Genomic DNA, 22,155 nt, shown 5'->3' with positions numbered 1-22,155 from the left:
CAGTTCCTCCTCGAGATCGCGCCCGGCACGCACGACGGCGCCGGCCCGGATGTCCGGACCGGCGCCGCCGTGGGAAGACGCGGTGGTGAGTGCCGCTCGACTACTTGACGTCGCGCAGCGTGTTGAGCCAGAGCGTCGCGGACGGCTGGTAGCCGGCCAGCTGGTTCGACCACGCCTCGCTGATCTGCGAGACCGCGATCTGGATGTTGCCCTGCGTCTGCACGTCGCGCTCCTGCACGGCGCGCCAGGCCTCGGCCTGGGCCTCCTCGCCCTGCGCGGTCATCGCGGTGTCGAGCAGCGCGTCCATCTGCTCGTCCTTGAACTTGGCGAAGTTGTTGGCCGCCTTGCTGTTCAGGCCGCCGTTGACGTAGTCGGGCGCGAAGCCCGTCGAGGTCGAGGCCGGGCTGTCGAACAGGATCAGGTCGTAGTCGCCGGAGACCAGGTTGGCGTAGAACCCCGCCACGTCCTGGGAGTCCACGGTCGCCTCGATGCCGAGCTCCTTGAGGTTGGCCTGGACGATCGTCGCCGCGCTGACCACGTTGGGGTCCTTGACCGCGATGATGTTCAGCTTGCGGTCCAGGTCGACGCCGGACGCGGCGAGGTGCTCCTTGGCCTTGTCGAGGTCGGGCTTCTCGCCGAACGACTCGCCGAGCTCCTCGTCGTGGTGGAGCGTGCCGTAGGTCAGGTAGGTGCTGTTGGGGCGACCAGCCCCGCCGTAGACCTGGTCCACGATCCGCTGCCGGTCGATCGCGTTGGCGATCGCCAGCCGGAAGTCGACGTTGGAGGTCGGCCGGTCGGCGTTCATCGACGGGTAGGCGAACAGCCGCGAGACGTTGTTCTCGACCGTCTCCGCCTTCGCGCCGCGCTTGCTGACCAGCTCGACCTGGTCGGTCGGCAGGTCCGGGACGATGTGGGACTCGCCGTTGGTCAGGCGCGCGATGCGGGAGGCGTCCTCGGGGATCACCTTGAAGGTGACCGTCTCGAACTTGTAGGCGTCGCCGTAGTAGTCCTCGTTGCGGACCAGCTTCAGCGCGTCACCCCGCTTGAGGGACTCGAAGCGGTACGGGCCGCTGCCGTTGCCCGTGGTGGCGTAGGTCTTGTTCGGCGCGTACTCGTCCTCGTCGGAGATGATCGGGATCATCGCGAGCTTGCTGTCCAGGTAGGCGTAGGGCTCGGTGAGCTCGATGACGACCGTGTCGTCGCCCTGGGCCTTCGCCGACTTCACGTAGGCGACGCCGGAGAGCCAGACCGCGCCGTTCTCGGGGTCCTGGGCCTCCTCGATCGTGTGCACGACGTCGGCGGCCGTCAGCGCGCTGCCGTCGTGGAACGTCACGTCCGGGCGCAGCTTGATCGTCCAGGTGAGCCCGTCCTCGCTGACCGAGGGGAGCTCGGCGGCCAGATCGGGAGCCAGGGTCCCGTCCTCGTTCCACTGCAGCACGCTGCTGTAGACGAGGCGGTAGTAGCGCTGGGCCTCCGCGGTGTTGCGGTAGAACGGGTCCAGGGAGTCGGGCTCCGCGAGGACGTCGACGACCAGGTCCTTGATCGTCGTGCTCTCCGGAGCGTCGTCCGAGGAGCCGGATCCTCCGCCGCAGGCGGTCAGGACACCGAGGCTGAGGGCCGTGACGGCAGCCAGTCCCAGGCGGTGGCGCCCGGTCCCCGTGCCACGCCGAGTGAACAACATGTGTGCTCCATTCTGCTCCCGGCACCGGAAGAGAAGCACCCGTCGAGACGGGGTCAATTCCGTCACGCGGAACGCTGTAACTAATTGCGGATCAAGGTAGGTCGTCCGCGAATCCAGCGTCAAGGGACCTCCGCCCCTCGGACCATTCTTTGCTCAGGCCGTTCCCCGGGGGGCTCACCGATTCTGTGCTCGCGGTCACCCTAGGGAGGTGCCCGCGGAGCCGATCAGCCGGCCTCGACGACCAGCAGCCCCACGCCGGTCGGCAGCTCGACCCGGCAGGCCCGGGTGGAGCCGAACGCGGCCAGGTCCAGGGTCACGGCGGGGCCGGCCGCCGCCTGCGCGCGCCGGCGTACGCCGTCGAGGTCCGTGGTGGCGACGACGGCACCGAGCAGCCCGCGCCGCGGCGCGACCGCGCGCCCGGCCAGCGAGCCCCCGGCGTCGGCAGGCAGGCCGTAGTCGACGAGGTTGAGGTAGGGCTGGTTGCGCGCCGGCCCGACCATCCGGGCAGTGACCCTCAGCTGCTCCCCCGCCCCGAGGAGCTCGCTGAACGAGGGGTCGTCGAAGGTCAGCTCGTAGACGACCGACCAGCCCAGGACCTGCTCCAGGAACGCGACCGTCGCCGCGCCCTCGGTCAGCGGCAGCGAGATGCTGACGACCTCGCTGGCCAGCCGGTCGCGGACCTGCACGAAGTCGGCGAAGAAGTCCGCGGGAGCCCCGAGGAACGCGGCCACGACGTGGTCCGGGAGCCGCAGGTGGGCCTCGCGGAACCCGGCGTCCTCGCCCTCGTACTCCGCCTCGGAGCCCTCGATCTCGCACCCCAGGGCCCGGGCGTGGGCCACCGCCGCGGCGAAGTCGGCTGCATAGAAGTCGACGACCCGCAGCACGTCGCGGTGGATCCAGGTGCTCTCGTCGCGCACGGTCTCGGCCGACCCGGGCCGGAAGTCGGCGAGCAGCACCCCGGCGTCCACCCCGGGGGTCCGCAGGGCGACCAGCTCGGCCCCGTCGACCGCGGGCCCGAACAGCGCCCGGGCGGCGGCGGCGTCGAGCCGGGTGCGGCCCTCCTCGACCAGGCCGAAGACCTCGGTGAACGTGCCGAGGTGGGCCGACAGGTCGTCGGTGGAGATCAGGGGCCCGAACAGCCGGGAGCCGGCCCCAGTGGGTCCAGTGGGTCCGGTGGGTCCGATGGGAGAGTGTGCCTTCGCTCCAGCGCTCACGGCGGCGACTGTAGATCATATACGCTGCGCCCGTTCGTTCGCCCCACCCCAGCCCCCATCCCAGCCCGAAATCCCAGGAGGTCCCGTGGCCACCACGCGTGCCGTCGTGCTCGCCCGCATCCCCGAGGGCGCGCCGCGCCCGGAGGACTTCGCCCTGGCGACGCTGCCCGTCGCCGAGCCCGCGGAGGGCCAGGTCACCGTGCAGGTCCAGGCGCTCTCGCTCGACCCCTACATCCGCTCGACGCTGGGTGGGCGCCACCTCGGCGACGCCCCCGTCGGGGTCGGCGACCTGATCCCCGGCCGGGCCATCGCGACAGTCGTGGACTCCCCCGACGGCGCCCTGCCCGCGGGCACCCTGGTGCTGGCCGAGACCGGCTGGCGCGAGTGCGCCGTCGTGCCGGTCTCCGGCGCCACGGTCGTGACCGTCCCGGACGGCGTCCCGGCCACGGCCGCCCTCGGCGCGCTCGGCATGCCCGGCCTGACGGCGTACGCCGCGCACGAGCGGCACCTGCGCCCCCGTCTCGGGGACACCGTCGTGATCTCCTCGGCCACCGGCGGCGTCGGCGCGGTCGCGGGCCAGCTCGCCCGGCTCGCCGGGGCGCGCGCCGTCGCGATCGTCGGCAGCGAGGCCAAGGCCGCGATGGCCGTGGAGCACCTCGGGTACGCCGCGGCAGTGGTCCGCGGCGCGGACGGCTGGGCGGAGCGGCTGCGGGAGGCCTGCCCGGACCGCATCGACGGCTACCTGCACATGGGCGACCAGACCACCCTCGACGTCGTCGCCGAGCAGCTCGCCGTCGGCGCGCGGGTCTCGCTGTGCGGCCTGATGGACCAGTACAACAACGGCGCGCCCACCACGATGCGCGCCGGCGCGATCATGGCCGCCCGCGCCGAGGTGCACGGCATGGTCGTCTACGACCACCACGACCTCGCCGCCAAGCACGCTGCGCGGGTCGGCGTCCTGATCGCCTCCGGCGACCTCACCCTGCACGAGGACCGCTACGTCGGCCTCGACCGCGCGCCCGAGGCCTTCGCGCGGCTGATGAGCGGCCAGAACAACGGCAAGGTGGTCGTCCAGGTCGGCGACTGATCCCGGGGGATCGCCGGGCTCACCTCACAGGTAGAGCCCGGTGTCTTCGCCCCCGCTGACCCGCTCGGCGGCGACGGCGTGGACGTCGCGCTCGCGCATCACGACGTAGACCTCGCCGTGCACCTCGACCTCGGCCTTGTCCTCGGGGTCGAAGAGCACGCGGTCGCCGATCTCGACGGCGCGGGCGTTCGGGCCGACCCCGACCACCTTCGACCAGGCCAGCCGACGGGCGCCCATGGCGGCGGTCGCGGGGATCACGATGCCGCCGGAGGAGCGCCGCTCCCCCTCGTCCCGGTCGACCTCCACGAGAATGCGGTCGTGCAGCATCTTGATGGGGGTCTTGTCGCTCACGGGACTAGTTGACGACCTTGCGGAGCACGACCAGGGCCGCGACGACGCCGACGACGATGCCCGCGGCCTTGAGGATGTTGTCGGTGCGCGGCTGACCGGTCACCGGGTCCACGAAGTGGGCCTTGATCGTCGTGACCTGCCGGTTGGCGATCGTCTTGGGGCTCGATCGGTACAGGAGCTGGTCGATGGTGCCGGCGAGACGCTCGCGGGTCTCCTCGATCTCGCGCTCGAGGGCCGTGGTGTCGTTGGCCTTGCTCACTGGCCTTGTCTCCTGAGTCGTGGGCGGGTGACCCGGTGGATGCTGCGTGGAGGCTATCAACCCGCGCCCGGCGCGGCCCTCGTGGTGCGCGGGTCGAAACCGAACGGCAGCTCCAGGCGGTGCGAGCGCATCAGCTCCTCGTCGGTCAGCAGGTCGTACGTCGCACCGTCCGCCACCACCACCCCATCGGCCAGCACGACCGAGCGCGAGCAGAGCTCCAGCGCGTACGGCAGGTCGTGGGTGACCATCAGCACCGTCACGTCGAGGCTGCGCAGGATGTCGGCCAGCTCGCGGCGCGAGGCCGGGTCCAGGTTCGACGACGGCTCGTCGAGCACCAGGATCTCCGGCTCCATCACGAGCACCGTCGCGACCGCCACCCGCCGGCGCTGGCCGAAGGAGAGGTGGTGCGGTGGCAGGTCGGCGTGCTCGGCCATCCCCACCTGCTCCAGGGCCGCCAGCACCCGGTGCTCCAGCTCGGCGCCCCGGATCCCCTGGTTGGCCGGCCCGAAGGCGACGTCCTGGCGCACGGTGGCCATGAACAGCTGGTCGTCGGGGTCCTGGAAGACGATGCCGACCCGCTGCCGGATCTCGCGGAGGTTCTCCCGGACGACCGGCAGCCCGCCGACGCTCACCGTGCCGGCTCCCGCGGCGAGGATGCCGTTGAGGTGCAGCACCAGCGTGGTCTTGCCGGCCCCGTTGGGTCCGAGCAGCGCGACCCGCTCCCCGCGGCGCACCTGCAGGTCCACGCCGTAGAGGGCCTGGCGGCCGTCGGGGTAGGCGTACGCCAGGCCGCGGACGTCGAGGGTCGGGTCGCGGTCGGCCGCGGTCATCGGCGGTGCTCGGGGGGCTCGGGGTGCTCGCGAGCCGGGGCTGGGTGGACCGGCGCGGCGAGATCGGGCAGCACCCCGGTGTAGCCGCGCGAGACCATCGCCAGGTGCACCCGCTCGCCGCGCTCGTAGGAGCGGATGAACAGCGACCCGAGCGAGCGCGCCAGCGCCGGCCAGTGCCGCGGCGAGCGCGGGTCGCAGCCCCGTGAGCGCATCGCGGTCAGCATCCGCCCGAGCTCCGCGGTGACGACGTCGAGGTAGCGGATCATGAAGCCCATGATCTGCACGATCAGCTCGGGCATCCGCAGCCGCTGCAGCCCGGCGAGCACGTCGGTCGCCTCGGTGGTGGCGGCGAGGGTGAGCGAGGCGAGCACGCCGAGCGTGCCCTTGGCCAGCAGCCCGAACGCCGCGACCAGGCCGGGCTCGGAGAGCTCCACCCCGAGCACCTCGACCCGCGGGCCGGTCGCGACGAACGGCACCAGCACCGCGAACACCACGAACGGGACCTCGACGACCAGCCGCCGCAGCAGGTAGCGCAGCGGGACGCCGGAGACCGCGACGACGCCGAGCAGCACCAGCAGCCAGCCCGCGTAGGCGGCGTACCACTCCCGCGGCGTCGCCACGACGAGCAGCACGAAGGCCAGCAGCGCGAGCAGCTTCAGGTGCGCCGGGGCCCGGTGGACCGGGCTGTGGCCGTGGAAGTGCAGCCGGTGGCCGTGGCCGGAGCCCATCAGCCAGGGCCCGTCGTCCGGGCGCTCACCGGTGGGCGGGCTCGTCGGAGGCGGGCTCGTCGGAGGCAGGCTCGTCGGAGGCGGGCCCGGACCCGCGGCGCCGGACCAGCCAGGCCAGGCCCCCGGCCAGGACCAGCACGAGCAGCACGCCGAGGACGCCGGCCAGGCCGCCGCTCACGCGGGCGTCGTCGACCCCGGTGGTCTGGTAGTCGGCCAGCGGGCTGTCCGCGACCGGGGACTCCTCCGCGGTGTCGATGAAGCCGGTCTTCTCGGCGACGTGCTCCAGGCCGTCGGGGTGCGCGCTGGCGTAGTAGCTGGCCACCCCGGCCACGAGGAGCGCGACGACGAGGGCGGTGACGAAGAAGGTGCGGTTCCTCATGCGCCGGCCTTCCGGATCTCCAGCGGCCGCTGGGAGACCAGGTCCCGGGCTCCGTGCACCAGGTCCGGGCGCACGGCGATCACCGCACCGAGGACCAAGCCGGTGATGGCCGCCTCGCCGATGCCGATCGCGACGTGCCAGCCCAGCATGGCCACGAGCACGTCGCCGGTCTCGACCGGGGCGGTGCCGCCCACGGCGAAGAGCAGCGTGAAGACGGCCGCGGCCGCGGGGACCGAGACCAGGGCGGCGACCACGGCGGCCGGCGCGACCACCGCTGTACGCCGGGGCAGCACCGCCCGCAGCCCGCGGAAGACCGCCCAGCCGACGACTGTCGTCACGATCGCGATCAGCGTGATGTTCGTGCCGAGCGCGGTGACGCCGCCGTCGGCCATGAACAGGCCCTGGACGAGCAGGACGACCGAGAGGCAGAGGATCGCGGTCCACGGGCCGACCAGCACCGCCGCGAGGACGCCGCCCATCAGGTGTCCGCTGGTGCCGGCGCCCACCGGGAAGTTGATCATCTGGGCGGCGAAGACGAAGGCGGCGACCAGCCCGGCCATCGGCGCGGTGCGGTCGTCGAGCTCGGCGCGCGCCTTGCGCAGCGAGATCCCCACGGCGGCCGCGGCCACCACGCCGGTGGCCACGGAGGTCGGCGCGTCGAGGAAGCCGTCGGGGACGTGCATGGAGTCGCTCCTGCCCGTGCGGGGTGCCGGCGCTACCTTGTGGGCACCACGTGGTGCGGCCAGCCGGCCGCCATCAGCCCACCGTACGCTGTTGCGTCCTCATGGCAATAGAGCCGCAGAGCGGCGCACCAGAGCTGCACCCCCACCGAGGAGACCGAACCTTGAGCGAGCCCACCCGCCTCGTCCCCGGCGACACCGCCCCCGAGTTCACGCTGCCCGACGACACCGGCACGCCGGTCGCGCTCTCGGACTACCTGGGCCGCAAGGTGATCGTGTACTTCTACCCCGCCGCGATGACCCCCGGCTGCACCAAGCAGGCCTGCGACTTCAGCGACTCGCTGGAGGCGCTGCGCTCCGCCGGCTACGACGTGCTGGGCATCTCCCCCGACGCGCCCGAGAAGCTCGGGAAGTTCCGGGAGCGGGACGGGCTCACGATCACGCTGCTCTCCGACCCCGACAAGCAGGTCCTGCGCGACTACGGCGCCTACGGCGAGAAGAAGCTCTACGGCAAGGTCGTCGAGGGCGTCATCCGCTCGACAGTGGTCGTCGACGAGGACGGCAAGGTGTTCCTCGCCCAGTACAACGTCAAGGCGACCGGCCACGTCGCCAAGCTGCAGCGCGACCTCGAGCTCAACAGCGCCGGGCCCGAGTCGCCGCACGCCGGGAAGAACTGAGCGCACGCCTACACTGCTGGGCGTCCACGCGCCCGTAGCCCAACGGCAGAGGCACCAGGTTTAGGTCCTGGCCAGTGAGAGTTCGAATCTCTCCGGGCGCACCAGGGGCGGCTCAGCCGGCCGAGCGGTCCTCCTCCTCGCGCAGGCGGGGCGGGGTGGCGTCGTCGGGCCGGAAGCCGCGCTTGTCGGCGTAGAACTCCCGGACCCGGTCCATGTCCGCGCGCACGTCGCCGGACGGGTGGAAGGTCGGGCCCCAGCCGACCCGGCGGGAGGGCACGTCGAGGAACGCCAGCGTGATCGGGAGGCCGGTCTGCTGGCTGATCCGGTAGAAGCCGGACTTCCAGCGCTCGGCCCGGCCCCGGGTGCCCTCGGCCGCGATGCCGAGCAGGAACGGCTCGTCCGAGGCGCCGGCCTGCTCGACGAGGGCCCGGACGGTCTCCCCCGGGTTCTCCCGGTCCAGGCGCACCGCGCCCGAGGCGCGCAGCACCCAGGCCAGCGGGCCGCGGAAGAGCTCCTTCTTCACGAGCAGGTGGATGGTCACGTTGCTGTCCCACGCGAGCAGCATCGTCAGCACCCAGTCCCAGTTCGAGGTGTGCGGCGCCCCCACGAGCACGCCCCGCTCCGGGACGGTCCCCTCGGTGCGCCAGCCAGCGACCCGCAGCAGCAGGCGGGCGAGGGTGCGGCGGACCAGGAAGTGGCGTGCGGGCAACGAGTGCATCTGAGGAAACTACCGCCGTCGGCATGGCGCCCCCGCCGCCGGGTACCCGCGCGCATGAGCCCCACCGCACCAGCCGGCCTCGCCCTGGTCACCGGCGCGTCCTCCGGGATCGGCCGCGCCCTGGCCCGCGAGCTCGTCGACCACGGCTACGACCTCGTCGTCAGCGCCGAGGACCAGCGCATCCACGAGGTGGCCCCCGAGCTCGGGTCCGGCGGCCGGCTGGTGGTGCCGGTCCAGGCCGACCTCACCGTGCCCCGGGAGATCGAGCACCTGTGGGACCAGGCCACCGGGCTGGACCGCCCTGTGGACGTCGCGGTGCTCAACGCCGGGGTCGGCGTCGGCGGGCCGTTCGCCAGCACCGAGCTCGCCGACCACCTCCGGCTGGTCGACCTCAACGTCCGCTCCACGGTGCACCTGGCCAAGCGCGTCGTCGACGCCATGGTCGCCCGCCGTCAGGGCCGGATCCTGCTGACGTCCTCGATCGCCGCGGTGATGCCGGGCCCGTTCCACGCGACGTACGCCGCGTCGAAGGCGTTCGTGCACTCCTTCGCCGAGAGCATCCGGCACGAGCTCCAGGACGACGGCGTCACGGTCACCTCGCTGATGCCGGGGCCCACCGACACCGAGTTCTTCGCGCGCGCCGGGATGCTCGACACCGCCCTGGGCCGCTCGCGGAGCAAGGACGACGCCGCCACTGTCGCCCGGGCCGGGTACGCCGCGCTGATGGCCGGCAAGCCGCACGTCGTGCCGGGCTCCTGGAGGAACCGGATGATGGCCGAGCTGGGCACCCACCTGCCGGACCGCCTGGCGGCCCCGGCGATGGCGCAGCAGACCAAGCCACGCCGGAGCACGGGGTCCCAGGGCCCCGAGGGCGGGGCCTGACCCGGCCGATCAGCCGGTCAGCCGGCCGCGAGCAGCCGCGCCACCTGGGGCGCGATCTCGCGCAGCGCCCGGCCCCGGTGGGACACCGAGTCCTTCTCCTCGCGGCTGAGCTCGGCGGTGGTGCGGCCGGGCAGGTCGTCGGCGACGAACACCACGTCGTAGCCGAAACCGCCGCTGCCGCGCACCTCCCGGATCACCGAGCCGTCCATGCGGCCCTCGACGACCAGCTCGCCGCCGTCGTGGACGAACGCCACGGCGCAGCTGAAGTGGGCGCCCCGGCGCTCGTCGGGCACGTCGGCGAGCTGGGCGAGCAGGAGCTCGTTGTTGCGCTCGTCGGACTTCGGGGGGCCCGACCAGCGCGCGGAGAGGACCCCGGGCATCCCGTTGAGCGCGTCGACGCACAGTCCGCTGTCGTCGGCGATCGAGGGCAGACCGGTGACGGCGTGCCCGGCGCGCGCCTTGAGCAGCGCGTTGCCGGCGAACGTGGGCTGGTCCTCGACCGGCTCGTCGTAGGACGCGACGTCGTCGAGGCCGAGCACGCTCACGCCGGGCAGGTGCTCGGCGAGGATCCGCTCCATCTCCTGGAGCTTCTTGGCGTTGCGCGAGGCCAGGAAGACCCGGGGGGCGGTCACCGGGCCAGCGCCTCGGCCTGCAGCCGGGTCAGGTCGACGCAGCCCTTCTCGGCCAGGGCGAGCAGCGCGTCGAGCTCGGCGCGGTCGAAGGCGGCGCCCTCGGCGGTGCCCTGGACCTCGACGAACTTGCCCTGGCCGGTCATCACGACGTTCATGTCGGTCTCGGCGCGCACGTCCTCCTCGTAGGGCAGGTCCAGGCGCGGCACCCCGTCGATGATGCCGACGCTGATCGCGGCCACGGAGCCGGTCAGCGGCTCGCCCTTGAGCGCGCCGGAGGAGCGCAGGGAGGCGATCGCGTCGGCGAGCGCGACGTAGGCGCCGGTGATCGCGGCGGTGCGGGTGCCGCCGTCGGCCTGGAGCACGTCGCAGTCGAGCTGGATGGTGTTCTCGCCGAGGGCCTGGTAGTCGATCACCGCGCGCAGCGAGCGGCCGATCAGCCGGCTGATCTCGTGGGTGCGGCCGCCGATGCGGCCCTTGACCGACTCGCGGTCCGAGCGGGTGTTGGTGGCGGCGGGGAGCATGGCGTACTCCGCGGTGACCCAGCCCAGGCCGGAGCCCTTGCGCCAGCGCGGGACGCCCTCGGAGGCCGAGGCCGCGCAGAGCACCTTGGTGCGTCCGAACTCGACGAGGACCGAGCCGGCGGCGTGGTCGAGCCAGTGGCGGGTCAGGGTGATGGGGCGCAGCTCGTCGTCGGCGCGACCGTCGGCACGTGTCATGGCCCGAAGGCTACGACCCGCCGCCGACGGCCGCCCCGGTGGTCCTACTTGGGCTCGGAGGCCAGCACCCGGCGGATGCCGAGCACCGTCGGCAGCACGACCCAGATCGTCACCGCGACGACCAGCCGGGCCCAGTCGACCCCGACGAGGTCGTTGCTGGTCTCCAGGAACGGCATGAACGCGAAGCTCAGGTCGATCCACGGGATCAGGTCCCGGGCCCACTCGAAGAACCCGTAGAGGATCGAATAGACCATGAACGGCAGCATGATCGCGACGACGTAGAAGACAGCGATCGCGGTGGGGCTGCTCAGCAGCAGCATCGCCAGGCCGAACGCCATCAGGAAGTACACCAGCTGGCTGACCACCGTGAGCGCGAGCGTGCTGACGTCGAGGTCCCACCGGACGTCGTACCCGCCGAGGGCGGCACCGACCGGGTTGGTGATCGCGCCGAGCACGACCGCGAAGGCGATCGTCGCCACGGCGAAGAGGATCACGGCGCAGAGCTTGGCCAGCAGCACCCGGAGCCGGTGCGGCTCGAGGCTGAACGTGACCAGGCCGGTGCGCTGGCTCCACTCGCTGGTGACCGCGAGGATCGGGAAGACCGGCAGCAGCAGCGAGAGCGGGATGATCAGGATCTGCGAGATGTCGTTGGCGCTGATCGAGGCGTTCTCGTCGAGGGCCACGACGAGCAGCACGAGCCCGATGGTGAGCGCGAGCAGCAGGCCGGTGATCAGCATCAGCCAGAAGCCGCCCCGGGTGTCGAGCATCTTGCGCCACTCGACCGAGACCAGGCGCCCGAAGGGCACCCGGGCGGTGCCGGAGATGTCCAGGGTGCGTCGGGGCGCGGCGGGGGCGCCGACGTGGTCGGTGGTGCTCATGCGGTGGCTCCTTGCTGGGTCGGCTGGGTCGCCGCAGCGGGGTGGCCCTCGCGCTGGGTGTCGGCGGTGAGGTCGAGGAAGAGGTCCTCCAGCCCGGCGCTGCCGGTGCGGAGGTCGGTGAGGACGATGCCTGCGTCGAGCGCGGCGCGGCCCACGTCCTCGGGCGAGGCCGAGACCCGCAGGCCGGTGCCGGCGGGCTTGGACTCCACGCCGCGGGCGCGCAGCGCGGCCGCCAGGCCGTCGTTGTCGAGCGAGGTCACCAGCGCGGACGCCGGGCCGGTGTTCGCCAGGAGCGACTCGCGGTCGCCGCGGGCGACGATCTTCCCGCGGCCGATCAGGATCATCTCGTCGGCGATCTGCTCGACCTCGTGGAGCAGGTGGCTGGAGAGCAGCACGGTGCCGCCGCGCGCGGCGTACCCCTTGAGCAGGCCGCGCATCCAGCGGATGCCGGCCGGGTCGAGGCCGTTGGCGGGCTCGTCGAGGATCAGCACGGAGGGGTCGCCGAGCAGGGCGTGGGCGATCCCGAGGCGCTGCTTCATGCCGAGGGAGTAGTCGCGCAGCCGGCGCTTGGACTCCGCCTCGCTCAGCGAGACCAGCGCGAGCATCTCCTCGACCCGCGACATCGGCAGGCCCATCGTCTTCGCGCCGATGGTGAGGATCTCGCGGCCGGTGCGCCCGCCGTGCTGGGCGTGGGCGTCGAGGAGGACCCCGACGTGCCGGCCCGGGTTCGGGATGTCGCGGTAGAGGTGTCCGCCGATCGTGGCGCGCCCCCGGGTGGGCGGGGTCAGGTCCACCATCGCCCGCATGGTCGTCGTCTTGCCAGCTCCGTTGGGACCGAGGAAGCCGGTGACCCGCCCTGGCTGGCACTCGAAGCTGACGTCGTCGACGGCTGTGAAGCCGCCGTAGGTCTTGGTGAGGCCCTCGACTGTGATCATGCCCCTACCCTGCCGCATCCCGGCCCGCCGCGCATCGGACGCGCGGCGCCGTCGCGCTGACGAAAGTAGGGGGTACGCCGCGACCGGCGCCGCTGCCGGCGAGGACGGGCCCGGCCCTAGCCTGGGGCGGTGGACCAGGCCAGCCCCGAGGAGTTCCAGCCGCCGGTGACGTGGTGGGGACGGACCTGGCGGCTGGTGGCGATGCTGGGCATCAGCGCCGCGGTGTGGCTGCCGGTCGCCGAGGTCCAGCTCCGGAGCGCGCCGTGGCTGTTCTGGCTCGATCTCGCCCTGGGCCTGTGCTGCTACGTCCTGATCCACCTCCGGCGGCGGTGGCCGCTGCCGGTCGCCCTGGCCACCAGCGTGCTGGCGGCCGTCTCGGGCACCGCCGCGGGCCCGGCAACCCTGGCCGCGGCCTCGCTCGCGACCCACCGACGCTGGCGGCAGCTGGTGCCGCTCTTCGTGGTCGGCTTCGCGGGGGCGCAGGTCTACACGGTCACCCAGCCCGCCGAGGCCGAGGAGCCGCTGTGGCTGCTCAGCGCCCTCAACGCGATCGTGCTCGCCGCCTGCATCGGGTGGGGCATGTACCTCGGCTCGCGCCGCGAGCTGGTCTGGACGCTGCGGCGGCGCGCCGAGCGGGCCGAGGCCGAGCAGCAGCTGCTGGCCGAGCGGGCCCGGGACAACGAGCGCTCGCGCATTGCCCGCGAGATGCACGACGTGCTCGCCCACCGGATCTCGCAGATCTCCCTGCACGCCGGCGCGCTCAGCTTCCGCGATGACCTGACGGCCACGCAGATGCGGGAGAGCGCCGCCGTCATCCGCGAGAAGGCCCACGAGGCGCTGGTGGACCTGCGCGGGGTCCTCGGGGTGCTGCGCGACGGTGCCGGCGAGGCCCTGGTCGCCCCGCAGCCGACGTACGCCGACCTGCCCGCCCTGGTCGCCGAGGCCCGTTCCTCCGGCGTCCAGGTCGAGTACGACGACCAGGTGGCCGCCACCGAGCCGGTGCCGGACGCGGTCGGCCGCACGATCTACCGGATCGTCCAGGAGGGGCTCACCAACGTGCGCAAGCATGCGCCCGGGGCGCGGCTCTCGATCCGGGTCTGCGGCTCCCCGGCGGACGGCATCGAGGTCCGGCTGCGCAACCCCCTCGGCTTCGGGACCACGGAGCTGCCCGGGTCCGGGCTGGGACTGGTGGGGCTGGCCGAGCGCGCCGAGCTGCGCGGCGGGCGCCTGGAGCACCGGCGAGACGGCGCGGACTTCCTCCTGCGCGGCTGGCTACCGTGGGCGGCATGAGCGGCTCCCCGGTCCGGCCGATCCGGCTCCTGGTCGTCGACGACGACCCGCTGGTGCGCTCGGCGCTCGCGCTGATGCTGGGCGGCCAGCCGGACCTGGAGCTCGCCGGCGAGGCCGCGCACGGCCGCGAGGCCCTGGACCTGACAGCGACGCTGCGCCCCGACGTGGTGCTGATGGACATCCGGATGCCCGTGCTCAACGGCCTGGACGCCACCCGCGAGCTGCACGCCCGCCCGGACCCTCCGCACGTGATCGTCCTGACCACCTTCGACGCCGACGAGCACGTGCTGGCGGCGCTGGCCGCCGGCGCCGACGGGTTCCTGCTCAAGGACACCGCGCCGGCGCAGATCCTGGCCGCGATCCGCGCCGTCGCCGCCGGCGACCCGATGCTCTCGCCCTCGGTGACGCGCACGCTCATGGAGCGGTTCCGCACCGGCGCCACCACCGACCGGGCCACGCACGCGCGCCGGCGCCTGGACCTGCTGACACCACGCGAGCGCGAGGTCGCGATGGCCGTCGGCGCCGGCCTCAGCAACGCGGAGATCGCCCGCTCCCTGTACCTGTCGGTGCCGACGGTGAAGGCCCACGTGTCCCGGCTCTTCGAGAAGCTCGGGACCACTAACCGGGTCCAGATCGCGATCTGCGTGCACGACGCCCGCGCGCTCTGAGCCGACCGGGGCGGCGCCTCAGCCGCGCAGGTCGTACGTCGCGCCCGCGCGGGCCAGCTCCAGCGGCCCGTCGTAGGCAGCCCGCGCCTCGCCGAGCGCGATCTGCGGGTCGTGCCACGGCGGCACGTGGGTGAGCACGAGGCGGCGGACGCCGGTGCGGGCCGCCATCTCGCCGCAGTCGGCGCCGGTCAGGTGCAGGCGCGGCGGGTTCGGGTCGCCGACGCGGAACGACGCCTCGGCCAGCATCAGGTCGGTGCCGGCGGCCACCCGGTCCAGCCCCTCGCAGGGCCCGGTGTCCCCGCTGTAGCCGAGCACCGCCCCGTCGGCGGCGATCCGCAGCCCGTAGGCCAGCACCGGGTGGTCGACCTCGATGGGCTCGACCGCGAACGGACCGATCCGGACCGGGCCGGACCACTCCCGGAAGTCGAACTCCTCGGTCATGCCCGGCTCGGTCGGCAGGTCGTAGGCCCGGGCCATCCGGTCGGCCGTGCCGGCGGGGCCGAGCACCGGGATCCGCGGCTGGTGGCCGAGCGGGTGGTACTTGCGCATCACGTAGTAGCCGCACAGGTCCAGGCAGTGGTCGGCGTGCAGGTGGCTGAGCAGCACCGCGTCGACCGTGAGCGGGTCGACGTAGCGGTGCAGCGCGCCCAGCGCCCCGCTGCCGAGGTCGAGCAGCACCCGCCAGGTGCGCTCGCCGGTGCCGTCGTCGTGGGTCGCCTCGAGGAGGTAGCAGCTCGCCGGGGAGTCCGGACCCGGGTAGGAGCCCGAGCAGCCCACGACCGTCAGTCGCACGGCGCAGCCCGGTGCGGCCGCCGCGGGGCGGACGGGGCGGAGCGGCGCAGGACGGACACGATCGGACACGTTAGATGCTCAGGCCCCGCTGCGCACCCAGTCGCGACACACGTCACGCTCGACCCTCGTCACCGTCCCGCGGCGTACGCTGCGGGCATGCGTCCCGGGGCCCGGTCTCGTCCCCTGCCCGCCCCGGTCCTGGCGGTGGCAGTGGCAGGACTCGCGATCGCGCTGGTCCTCGTCCTGGCCCTGACCCTGGCCCTGGTGGCCGCGCCCCCCGCTACCACGCCGGTCGCCAGCCCGCTGGCCGCCTCGGCGCCGGCCGGCGGGACCCGGGTCCTGGCGATCTCGGTGGACGGGCTGAACCCGACCGCGCTGCGACGCCTCGGCGTCGAGCGGGCGCCGACCCTGCACCGGCTGGTCGCCGAGGGCCGCAGCACCCTCAACGCCCGCACGGCGCGGGAGCTCACCCAGACCCTGCCGAACCACACCTCGATGGTCACCGGCCGGCGCATCGACAGTCGTCGCGGCGGGCACGGCGTCGACTGGAACGACCACCGGCGCGGCACCACCGTGCGCCGTGCCGCCGGCCGACCGGTCGCGTCGGTGTTCACGGTCGTGGACCGGGCGGGCGGGTCGAGCGCCGTGTTCGCCGGCAAGGAGAAGTTCACGCTGTTCCGGCGCTCCTGGCCGCGCGCGATCGACCGGTTCCGGTTCACCGAGGACGACGCCGCACTGGTGCGGGCCGCCCAGCGCGACCTGGTCAACCACGACCGCGCGCTGACCTTCCTGCACCTGCGCACCCCGGACACCGCCGGGCACGCCGACGGCTTCGGGTCCGCCACCTATCTCGACGCGGTCGCCCGTGTCGACAGGCTGGTGGGCACCCTGGTGGCCACGATCGAGCGCGACGAGCAGCTGCGCCAGCGCACGGTGGTCGTGCTGACCTCCGACCACGGCGGGTCCGGTCCCAGCCACCTCCCCCGGGCCAGGCTGGGCAACTACCGGATCCCGTTCCTGGTCTGGGGCGCTTCGATCACGGGCGGCGACCTCTACGCCCTCAACCCGCAGCGCCGCGATCCCGGCCGCGGGCGCCCGACGTACGGCGCGCGGCGCCAGCCGGTCCGCAACGGCGACCTGGCGAACGTCGTCACCGCGCTGCTCGGGCTGCGGCCGGTGCCGGGAAGCCGGCTCAACCCCCGGCAGGACCTGCGGGTGCGCTAGCTCAGCGGGTGCTGCGCAGCTCCGCGGCCGTCGGCCACGGGTTGAAGCGGCAGCCGTCGCGGCCCTTGGACTGCTGCATCATCACCGGGGCCGGGCGGCCGCGCCCCGGGCAGCTCGCGTGGCCGTGGCCCAGCCAGTGGCCGGTCTCGTGGTTGAGGACCATGTGCCGGTAGTCGCGCAGCGACCGGCCGGCCCGGTTCCAGGCCGGCGAGGCATGCTGCCAGCGGGTCTGGTTGAGCACGACGTAGCGGCCGACCCGGCAGCTCCACTGGACGCTGCACACCGGGCTGAACGACGGCATCGTGGCGGCGTTCGCGAGCACGACGCTGAACGAGCCGCCGCGGCGCACCGGCCGGAACCGGACGCCGGCGCCGCGCCAGCCGCGCGGGTCGTCATAGGTCTGCTGGACCAGGCGGCGCAGCGCGCGCAGGTCGGCGCTCACCCGGCCCCGGGTCTCGACCCGGTAGGTCACCGTGCGCCGGACCCCGACCCGGTGGTCGACGGGCCCTGACCGCTCGGAGACCGCGGCGGTCGGGGCGTGGCCCTCGGCCCGGGCGGTGACCCGGACCCGCAGCCGGTGCCCGACGTCGGCCGGCCGGATCCGGTGGCTGCGCCCCCGCGCGACCGGCTCGCCGTCGCGCAGCCACTCGTAGCGGACGCGGCTCGGCGCGGGCGACCAGCGGCCCGGCGTGGCCCGCAGGGTGCGCCCGTAGCGCGCGGTGCCGCGGACGACGGGCGGCCGCTTCGCGACCAGGGCGGGCGCGGCGGCCGACTCCTCGCCCACCGCCACCGCCACCGCCACCGGCTCGGCGCTCGCGGCGGCCGCAGGGCCGCCGACGGGAAGCAGGCCCGCCCCGAGCAGGCAGGCGAGGAGGAGGGCGACGAGGGCCCTCAGGCCCACAGCTGTCCCTCCAGCCGGTCCTCGGCCTGGTCGACGGTGCCCTCGTAGGCGCCGGTGGAGAGGTACTTCCAGCCGGCGTCGGGCACGACGAACGCGATGTCGGCGCTCTCCCCCGCCTTGACCGCCTTGACCGCCTGGCCGAGCGCGGCGTGCAGGATCGCGCCGGTGGAGACCCCGGCGAAGATCCCCTCCAGCTCCAGCAGCTCGCGGACCCGGCGGACGGCGTCCCGGGGGCCGACCGAGAACCGGGCGTCGATCAGCTCGGCGTCGTACAGCTCGGGCACGAAGCCCTCGTCGAGGTTGCGCAGGCCGTAGACCAGCTCGCCGTAGCGCGGCTCGGCGGCGACGATGCGCACGTCCGGCTTGGCCCGGCGGAAGTAGCGGGAGACGCCCATCAGCGTCCCGGTGGTGCCGAGCCCGCCCACGAAGTGGGTCACGCTGGGCAGGTCGGCGAGGATCTCCGGGCCGGTGCCCTCCTCGTGCGCGAGGGCGTTCGCGGCGTTGCCGTACTGGTAGAGCATCACCCAGTCGGGGTGCTCCGCGGCGACCCGCTTCGCGACCCGGACGGCCTCGTTGGAGCCACCGGCGGCGGGCGAGGAGACGATCTCGGCACCCCACATCCGCAGCAGCTGGCGGCGCTCCTCGGAGGTGTTCTCCGGCATCACGCACACGATCCGGTAGCCCTTGAGCTTCGCGGCCATCGCCAGCGAGATGCCGGTGTTGCCGGAGGTCGGCTCGAGGATCGTGCAGCCCGGGCGCAGCACGCCGGCCTTCTCGGCCTCCTCGACCATCTTCAGGGCGGGGCGGTCCTTGATCGAGCCGGTGGGGTTGCGGTCCTCGAGCTTGGCCCACAGCCGGACCTCGGGCGACGGGGACAACCGCGGCAGCCCGACGAGCGGAGTGTTGCCGACCGAGGCGAGCAGGTTGTCATAACGCATGGGTCCAGCATGACATCCACCGATCGGCCGACCCGAGCGGCCGCCGGTTGCCCGATGTGCGAGACGTCGCCGCCGGCCAGGCTCGAGCCGTGCCCACACCCGCCCCCGAGCCCCCCGCCGACCCTCCTGCCGACCCTCCTGCCGAGCCGGCCGTGCAGGTCGACGGCCTCCGCAAGACCTACGGCGCGAAGGTCGCGGTCGACGGCGTCGGCTTCACCGTGGCGCGCGGCGAGGTCTTCGGCATCCTCGGCCCGAACGGCGCGGGGAAGACCACGACTGTCGAGGCGGTCGCCGGCCTCCGGGTCGGCGACGCCGGCCGGGTCCGGGTGCTCGGGATCGACCCCTGGACCGAGCGGGAGGCGCTGACCCGTGTGCTGTCGATCCAGCTCCAGGAGAGCCGGCTGCAGGCGAAGATCACCGTCCAGGAGGCGCTGGAGCTCTGGTCGGCGCTGTACGACGACCCCGTGCCGTGGCGCCAGGTCGCCGGGCGGCTCGGTCTGGGCGAGCACCTCCGGCGCCGGTTCGGCGACCTCAGCGGCGGCCAGCAGCAGCGGCTCTCGATCGCGCTCGCCCTCGTCGCGCGCCCGCAGGTGGTGATCCTCGACGAGCTGAGCACCGGGCTGGACCCCCGCGCCCGCCGCGACGTGTGGCAGGTGGTGCGCGACCTGCGCGACTCGGGCGTGACAGTGCTGCTGGTCACCCACTCGATGGAGGAGGCCCAGGCGCTGTGCGACCGGGTCGCGATCATCGACGGCGGGCGGATCCGCGCCCTGGACACCCCCGCGGGGCTGATCCGCACCGCTGGCGAGGCGACGACGATGACGTTCGTGCCGTCGGCGCCGGTCGACCTCGCGGCGCTGCGCTCGCTGCCCGGCGTGCGCGCGGCGTACGCCGAGGCGGGCGCCGTGGTCGTGACCGGCGACGAGGAGGTCGCCGTCACCGTGGTGACGACGCTCGTCGCCCAGGGCGTCGTGCCGAGGCAGCTGGACGTGACGTCCGGGTCCCTGGACACGGCCTACCTGGACCTGACCGCCACCGACCGGGCGGAGGAGCCCGCATGAGCGCCCTCGTCGCCCCCGGCGCCCGGGTCGTGCTGCGCACCGAGGCGAGGCTCTTCGGCCGCGAGCTCACCTCCCTGTTCTGGATCCTGGTCTTCCCCACCGCGCTGCTGTGCATCCTCGGGGCGATCCCGAGCTTCCGGGACCCGGACCCGGAGCTGGGCGGGCTGCGCGACGTCGATCTCTATCTCCCGGTCGCGATCCTGCTCTCGATGATCATGGCCGCGGTGATGTCGATGCCTCCCGTCGTCCTCGCCTACCGCGAGAGCGGGGTGCTGCGCCGGCTGAGCACGACGCCGGTCGGCCCGGGTGCCCTGCTCGGGGCCCAGGTGCTGCTGCACGCCGCCGCCGTCGTCACCTCCTCGCTGCTCGCGCTCGCGGTGGGCCGGCTGGTCTTCGCCGTCCCGTTCCCCGGCTCGCTGCCCGGCTACGGGCTGGCGTACCTGCTCGCCCTGGCCGCGGCGTTCTCGATCGGCGCCGTCCTCACCTCGGTCTCCCCCGATGCCCGGACCGGCAACGTGGTCGGCATGCTGGTGTTCTTCCCGGCGATGTTCACCGCCGGCGTCTACCTGCCGGTGCAGGCGATGCCGGACCCGCTGCGCGACGTCCTCGGCTTCACGCCGCTGACCGCGGCGGCGGAGGCGATGACCGAGGCGCTGGCGGGCGGGTTCCCCGCGGGCCAGCACCTGCTCGTGGTCGCCGTGTGGGCGGTGGTGCTCTCGCTGCTGGCGGTGCGCACCTTCCGCTGGGAGTGAGAGGGTACGACGCATGAGCGCGACCGTCCCCGGTGAGCAGGCCTGGGAGCGCTCGTACCGGCACCTCCCCCTGGCGCTCCTCGTCGTGGCCACGGTCGCGGCTCTCGCGACCGGGCCGGCGACCGACGGGACCTCGCCGGCCTGGCGCCTGGCCGCCCAGCTCGCGCTCGTTGCGGCGACCGCTGCATGCCTGGCCTGGTGGGCCTACGGCCGGCCGCTCCCGACGGCCGCGGCCAGCACCCCGTTCCGCTACGTGCTGCGGACCCTCCTGGCCTTCGCGCTGACACTGCTCAACCCGCTGTTCTGCGTCTTCGGCTGGATCGGGTTCGCCGACGCGACTGACACCTTCCGCGGACGCGGGGTGTGGCTGGCGTTCGGCGCGACAGCGGTGGTGATGGCCACCGGCCAGTCGGGCGGCCTGCCCGTCGGCTCCACCGGGCACGTGGTGCTCTTCCTGGCGCTGTTCGCGCTGAACTTCGGCCTGGCGGCCGCGATGGGCCGGTACGCGATCCACGTCGAGCGGACCAGCGAGGACCGCGCGAGCGCGATCACCGAGCTCGAGCGGGTCAACGCCAGCCTGGAGGAGGCCATCGCCCGCAACGACTCGCTACAGCAGACCGTCGTGGCCCAGGCCCGCGTCGCCGGGGTGCAGGAGGAGCGCCAGCGGCTCTCGCGCGAGATCCACGACACGATCGCCCAGTCCCTCGCCGCGGTCCTGGCCCAGCTCCAGGCGGCTGCCCAGGACCCCGACCCCCGGCCCCGGATCGCGCGGGCCACCGAGCTGGCCCGCGCGGCGCTGGCCGAGGCCCGGCGCTCGGTGATGGACCTGGCGCCGGTGCCACTGACCGAGGCAGCGCTGCCGGAGGCGCTGGACGGCATCGTCCGCGGCTGGGCGGCCGACCACGCGGCGCGCACCGACCTCGTCGTCACCGGCGACGTCCGGCCGCTCCATCCCGAGGTCGAGGCGACAGTCCTGCGGGTGACGCAGGAGGCGCTCGCCAACGTCGCCCGGCACTCCGGCGCGGCCCGGGTCGGGGTGACCCTGTCCTACGACGGCGAGGAGGTCCTGCTCGACGTCCGCGACGACGGCGTCGGCTTCGACCCCGAGCAGCCGGCCGGCGGGAGCTCGTTCGGCCTGCGGGGCATGCGGGCCCGGGCCGAGCGGCTCGCGGGCACGCTGGGCGTCGAGTCGCGGCCCGGGACCGGGACCGCCGTCTCGGTGCGGCTGCCCGCGCTGGCCCGGGAGGCGGCGTGATCCGGATCGTGGTCGCCGACGACCACCCGGTCGTCCGCGACGGGATCCGCAGCATGCTCGGCGCCGTCGCCGACTTCGAGGTGGTGGGCGAGGCGGCCAGCGGCCCCGAGGCCGTCGCCCGGGTCCGGGAGACCGACCCCGACGTCGTGGTGATGGACCTGCGGATGCCCGGCGGCGGTGGCGTCGACGCGGTGCGCGCCCTGCGGGCCCAGGGGTCCCGGGCGGCGGTGCTGGTGCTGACCACCTACGACACCGACGCCGACACGGTCGCGGCGATCGAGGCGGGCGCGACCGGCTACCTGCTCAAGGACACCCCGGCGGAGCGGATCTTCGAGGCGGTGCGCGCCACGGCCGCCGGCGAGACAGTGCTCTCCCCCGCGGTCGTCGCCCGGCTCACCTCGCACGTGCGTCGGCCCCCGCCCGGGGCCGCACTGACCGTCCGCGAGCGGGAGGTGCTCGCGCTGGTCGCCCGCGGCACGACGAACCGGGCCATCGCGCAGCAGCTCTTCGTCAGCGAGGCGACCGTCAAGACCCACCTCACGCACGTCTACGAGAAGCTCGGGGTCGGCGACCGAGCGGCCGCCGTCGCGACGGCGTACGAGCGCGGGATCCTCGGCGGCTGAGCGG

The 22,155-nt window shown here is 73.9% G+C and carries 26 protein-coding genes and 1 tRNA gene; 11 read left to right on the top strand and 16 right to left on the bottom strand.

Annotation, left to right across the window (positions count from 1 at the left end; all coding sequences use genetic code 11):
• Window positions 1-100: 100 nt before the first annotated feature.
• Both EBO35_RS05185 and EBO35_RS05180 read right to left on the bottom strand, forming a co-directional pair.
• Window positions 101-1,681: an ABC transporter substrate-binding protein gene (locus EBO35_RS05185; protein WP_122816775.1), complete on the bottom strand. Its 1,581-nt coding sequence runs from the start codon at window positions 1,679-1,681 to the stop codon at window positions 101-103.
• A gap of 224 nt (window positions 1,682-1,905) precedes the next feature.
• Window positions 1,906-2,895 (bottom strand): hypothetical protein, encoded by a 990-nt coding sequence (locus EBO35_RS05180; protein ID WP_164477813.1) that lies wholly within the window; start codon window positions 2,893-2,895, stop codon window positions 1,906-1,908.
• A gap of 85 nt (window positions 2,896-2,980) precedes the next feature.
• Here EBO35_RS05180 and EBO35_RS05175 point away from each other — a divergent pair, with 85 nt between their 5' ends.
• Window positions 2,981-3,982, top strand: a complete 1,002-nt coding sequence (locus EBO35_RS05175; protein ID WP_164477812.1) for an MDR family NADP-dependent oxidoreductase — start codon at window positions 2,981-2,983, stop codon at window positions 3,980-3,982.
• 24 nt (window positions 3,983-4,006) lie between these two features.
• Here the strand turns inward: EBO35_RS05175 and EBO35_RS05170 are convergent, their stop codons facing one another.
• Genes EBO35_RS05170 through EBO35_RS05150 form a run of 6 tightly spaced genes read right to left on the bottom strand, consistent with a single transcriptional unit; the run spans window position 4,007 to window position 7,212 of the window.
• On the bottom strand, window positions 4,007-4,309 hold the full coding sequence (locus EBO35_RS05170) for a GroES family chaperonin (protein ID WP_122819331.1): 303 nt from the start codon (window positions 4,307-4,309) through the stop codon (window positions 4,007-4,009).
• 28 nt (window positions 4,310-4,337) lie between these two features.
• The gene (locus tag EBO35_RS05165; protein ID WP_122816772.1) at window positions 4,338-4,592 is read right to left on the bottom strand and encodes a DUF3618 domain-containing protein; all 255 of its coding nucleotides are present in this window, start codon (window positions 4,590-4,592) and stop codon (window positions 4,338-4,340) included.
• 56 nt (window positions 4,593-4,648) lie between these two features.
• Window positions 4,649-5,422 (bottom strand): energy-coupling factor ABC transporter ATP-binding protein, encoded by a 774-nt coding sequence (locus EBO35_RS05160; RefSeq protein ID WP_122816771.1) that lies wholly within the window; start codon window positions 5,420-5,422, stop codon window positions 4,649-4,651.
• Entirely contained in the window at window positions 5,419-6,150 is a 732-nt protein-coding gene (gene cbiQ, locus EBO35_RS05155; protein ID WP_122816770.1) for a cobalt ECF transporter T component CbiQ, read from the bottom strand. Before cbiQ ends, EBO35_RS05160 begins: the two co-directional genes overlap by 4 nt.
• A 25-nt stretch (window positions 6,151-6,175) precedes the next feature.
• Window positions 6,176-6,529 (bottom strand): PDGLE domain-containing protein, encoded by a 354-nt coding sequence (locus EBO35_RS19345; RefSeq protein WP_164477811.1) that lies wholly within the window; start codon window positions 6,527-6,529, stop codon window positions 6,176-6,178.
• The gene (locus EBO35_RS05150) at window positions 6,526-7,212 is read right to left on the bottom strand and encodes an energy-coupling factor ABC transporter permease (protein ID WP_164477810.1); all 687 of its coding nucleotides are present in this window, start codon (window positions 7,210-7,212) and stop codon (window positions 6,526-6,528) included. The genes EBO35_RS19345 and EBO35_RS05150 overlap by 4 nt, the downstream gene beginning before the upstream one ends.
• A gap of 161 nt (window positions 7,213-7,373) precedes the next feature.
• On the opposite strand from EBO35_RS05150, the gene bcp reads away from it, so the two are divergent.
• Window positions 7,374-7,886 (top strand): thioredoxin-dependent thiol peroxidase, encoded by a 513-nt coding sequence (gene bcp, locus EBO35_RS05145; RefSeq protein ID WP_122816769.1) that lies wholly within the window; start codon window positions 7,374-7,376, stop codon window positions 7,884-7,886.
• A 28-nt stretch (window positions 7,887-7,914) separates the two neighbouring features.
• A tRNA-Leu gene (locus EBO35_RS05140) sits at window positions 7,915-7,990 on the top strand.
• Between the two features lie 8 nt (window positions 7,991-7,998).
• Here EBO35_RS05140 and EBO35_RS05135 read toward each other — a convergent pair.
• Window positions 7,999-8,604, bottom strand: coding sequence for a 1-acyl-sn-glycerol-3-phosphate acyltransferase (locus EBO35_RS05135; RefSeq protein WP_122816768.1), 606 nt, complete (start codon window positions 8,602-8,604; stop codon window positions 7,999-8,001).
• 54 nt (window positions 8,605-8,658) lie between these two features.
• On the opposite strand from EBO35_RS05135, the gene EBO35_RS05130 reads away from it, so the two are divergent.
• Complete coding sequence (locus tag EBO35_RS05130; RefSeq protein ID WP_122816767.1) at window positions 8,659-9,486, top strand: SDR family NAD(P)-dependent oxidoreductase; 828 nt, start codon at window positions 8,659-8,661, stop codon at window positions 9,484-9,486.
• 17 nt (window positions 9,487-9,503) lie between these two features.
• On the opposite strand, the gene rdgB is transcribed toward EBO35_RS05130, so the two are convergent.
• Genes rdgB through EBO35_RS05110 form a run of 4 tightly spaced genes read right to left on the bottom strand, consistent with a single transcriptional unit; the run spans window position 9,504 to window position 12,647 of the window.
• Window positions 9,504-10,118 (bottom strand): RdgB/HAM1 family non-canonical purine NTP pyrophosphatase, encoded by a 615-nt coding sequence (gene rdgB, locus EBO35_RS05125; RefSeq protein WP_122816766.1) that lies wholly within the window; start codon window positions 10,116-10,118, stop codon window positions 9,504-9,506.
• The gene (gene rph / locus EBO35_RS05120; protein WP_122816765.1) at window positions 10,115-10,834 is read right to left on the bottom strand and encodes a ribonuclease PH; all 720 of its coding nucleotides are present in this window, start codon (window positions 10,832-10,834) and stop codon (window positions 10,115-10,117) included. The genes rdgB and rph overlap by 4 nt, the downstream gene beginning before the upstream one ends.
• Before the next feature lie 44 nt (window positions 10,835-10,878).
• Complete coding sequence (locus tag EBO35_RS05115; protein ID WP_122816764.1) at window positions 10,879-11,712, bottom strand: ABC transporter permease; 834 nt, start codon at window positions 11,710-11,712, stop codon at window positions 10,879-10,881.
• Window positions 11,709-12,647 carry an ABC transporter ATP-binding protein gene (locus EBO35_RS05110; RefSeq protein WP_122816763.1) on the bottom strand — a complete coding sequence of 313 codons (939 nt, stop codon included), beginning with the start codon at window positions 12,645-12,647 and terminating at the stop codon, window positions 11,709-11,711. Before EBO35_RS05110 ends, EBO35_RS05115 begins: the two co-directional genes overlap by 4 nt.
• Window positions 12,648-12,776: 129 nt before the next feature.
• Between EBO35_RS05110 and EBO35_RS05105 the strand changes: the two genes are divergently transcribed.
• Window positions 12,777-13,937, top strand: coding sequence for a sensor histidine kinase (locus EBO35_RS05105; protein ID WP_122816762.1), 1,161 nt, complete (start codon window positions 12,777-12,779; stop codon window positions 13,935-13,937).
• Complete coding sequence (locus tag EBO35_RS05100) at window positions 13,934-14,605, top strand: response regulator (protein WP_122816761.1); 672 nt, start codon at window positions 13,934-13,936, stop codon at window positions 14,603-14,605. The genes EBO35_RS05105 and EBO35_RS05100 overlap by 4 nt, the downstream gene beginning before the upstream one ends.
• Before the next feature lie 18 nt (window positions 14,606-14,623).
• On the opposite strand, the gene EBO35_RS05095 is transcribed toward EBO35_RS05100, so the two are convergent.
• On the bottom strand, window positions 14,624-15,397 hold the full coding sequence (locus EBO35_RS05095) for an MBL fold metallo-hydrolase (RefSeq protein ID WP_122816760.1): 774 nt from the start codon (window positions 15,395-15,397) through the stop codon (window positions 14,624-14,626).
• Window positions 15,398-15,553: 156 nt separating this feature from the next.
• Here EBO35_RS05095 and EBO35_RS05090 point away from each other — a divergent pair, with 156 nt between their 5' ends.
• The gene (locus EBO35_RS05090; RefSeq protein WP_122816759.1) at window positions 15,554-16,621 is read left to right on the top strand and encodes an alkaline phosphatase family protein; all 1,068 of its coding nucleotides are present in this window, start codon (window positions 15,554-15,556) and stop codon (window positions 16,619-16,621) included.
• Between the two features lies 1 nt (window position 16,622).
• Here the strand turns inward: EBO35_RS05090 and EBO35_RS05085 are convergent, their stop codons facing one another.
• Together EBO35_RS05085 and EBO35_RS05080 are read right to left on the bottom strand one after the other, a co-directional pair.
• Complete coding sequence (locus EBO35_RS05085; protein ID WP_122816758.1) at window positions 16,623-17,522, bottom strand: DUF3152 domain-containing protein; 900 nt, start codon at window positions 17,520-17,522, stop codon at window positions 16,623-16,625.
• Entirely contained in the window at window positions 17,513-18,460 is a 948-nt protein-coding gene (locus tag EBO35_RS05080; RefSeq protein WP_122816757.1) for a PLP-dependent cysteine synthase family protein, read from the bottom strand. The genes EBO35_RS05085 and EBO35_RS05080 overlap by 10 nt, the downstream gene beginning before the upstream one ends.
• A gap of 89 nt (window positions 18,461-18,549) precedes the next feature.
• Here EBO35_RS05080 and EBO35_RS05075 point away from each other — a divergent pair, with 89 nt between their 5' ends.
• The 4 genes from EBO35_RS05075 to EBO35_RS05060 are packed head-to-tail and all read left to right on the top strand — an operon-like array spanning window position 18,550 to window position 22,151.
• A complete protein-coding gene (locus tag EBO35_RS05075; protein ID WP_122816756.1) occupies window positions 18,550-19,521 on the top strand; it encodes an ABC transporter ATP-binding protein in 972 nt (323 codons plus the stop codon).
• A complete protein-coding gene (locus EBO35_RS05070; RefSeq protein WP_122816755.1) occupies window positions 19,518-20,273 on the top strand; it encodes an ABC transporter permease in 756 nt (251 codons plus the stop codon). Before EBO35_RS05075 ends, EBO35_RS05070 begins: the two co-directional genes overlap by 4 nt.
• 13 nt (window positions 20,274-20,286) lie before the next feature.
• Window positions 20,287-21,528: a sensor histidine kinase gene (locus EBO35_RS05065; protein WP_122816754.1), complete on the top strand. Its 1,242-nt coding sequence runs from the start codon at window positions 20,287-20,289 to the stop codon at window positions 21,526-21,528.
• Entirely contained in the window at window positions 21,525-22,151 is a 627-nt protein-coding gene (locus EBO35_RS05060; RefSeq protein ID WP_206422678.1) for a response regulator, read from the top strand. The genes EBO35_RS05065 and EBO35_RS05060 overlap by 4 nt, the downstream gene beginning before the upstream one ends.
• The last annotated feature ends 4 nt before the right edge of the window (window positions 22,152-22,155 follow it).

The organism is Nocardioides pantholopis (assembly GCF_003710085.1).
Taxonomy (GTDB): Bacteria; Actinomycetota; Actinomycetes; order Propionibacteriales; family Nocardioidaceae; genus Nocardioides; species Nocardioides pantholopis.
The sequence above is the reverse complement of the archived record's forward strand: the minus strand, read 5'-3'. Positions and strand labels throughout refer to the sequence as shown.

Excerpts from the sequence above, each read along its gene's own strand:
- EBO35_RS19345 (WP_164477811.1), bottom strand. The coding sequence starts at position 6,529 with ATGAGGAACCGCACCTTCTTCGTCACCGCCCTCGTCGTCGCGCTCCTC.
- EBO35_RS05110 (WP_122816763.1), bottom strand. The coding sequence starts at position 12,647 with ATGATCACAGTCGAGGGCCTCACCAAGACCTACGGCGGCTTCACAGCC.
- cbiQ (WP_122816770.1), bottom strand. The coding sequence starts at position 6,150 with ATGGGCTCCGGCCACGGCCACCGGCTGCACTTCCACGGCCACAGCCCG.
- EBO35_RS05185 (WP_122816775.1), bottom strand. The coding sequence starts at position 1,681 with ATGTTGTTCACTCGGCGTGGCACGGGGACCGGGCGCCACCGCCTGGGA.
- EBO35_RS05170 (WP_122819331.1), bottom strand. The coding sequence starts at position 4,309 with ATGCTGCACGACCGCATTCTCGTGGAGGTCGACCGGGACGAGGGGGAG.
- EBO35_RS05065 (WP_122816754.1), top strand. The coding sequence starts at position 20,287 with ATGAGCGCGACCGTCCCCGGTGAGCAGGCCTGGGAGCGCTCGTACCGG.
- EBO35_RS05130 (WP_122816767.1), top strand. The coding sequence starts at position 8,659 with ATGAGCCCCACCGCACCAGCCGGCCTCGCCCTGGTCACCGGCGCGTCC.
- EBO35_RS05150 (WP_164477810.1), bottom strand. The coding sequence starts at position 7,212 with ATGCACGTCCCCGACGGCTTCCTCGACGCGCCGACCTCCGTGGCCACC.
- EBO35_RS05160 (WP_122816771.1), bottom strand. The coding sequence starts at position 5,422 with ATGACCGCGGCCGACCGCGACCCGACCCTCGACGTCCGCGGCCTGGCG.
- EBO35_RS05070 (WP_122816755.1), top strand. The coding sequence starts at position 19,518 with ATGAGCGCCCTCGTCGCCCCCGGCGCCCGGGTCGTGCTGCGCACCGAG.
- EBO35_RS05100 (WP_122816761.1), top strand. The coding sequence starts at position 13,934 with ATGAGCGGCTCCCCGGTCCGGCCGATCCGGCTCCTGGTCGTCGACGAC.
- rph (WP_122816765.1), bottom strand. The coding sequence starts at position 10,834 with ATGACACGTGCCGACGGTCGCGCCGACGACGAGCTGCGCCCCATCACC.
- EBO35_RS05115 (WP_122816764.1), bottom strand. The coding sequence starts at position 11,712 with ATGAGCACCACCGACCACGTCGGCGCCCCCGCCGCGCCCCGACGCACC.
- EBO35_RS05135 (WP_122816768.1), bottom strand. The coding sequence starts at position 8,604 with ATGCACTCGTTGCCCGCACGCCACTTCCTGGTCCGCCGCACCCTCGCC.
- EBO35_RS05090 (WP_122816759.1), top strand. The coding sequence starts at position 15,554 with ATGCGTCCCGGGGCCCGGTCTCGTCCCCTGCCCGCCCCGGTCCTGGCG.
- EBO35_RS05080 (WP_122816757.1), bottom strand. The coding sequence starts at position 18,460 with ATGCGTTATGACAACCTGCTCGCCTCGGTCGGCAACACTCCGCTCGTC.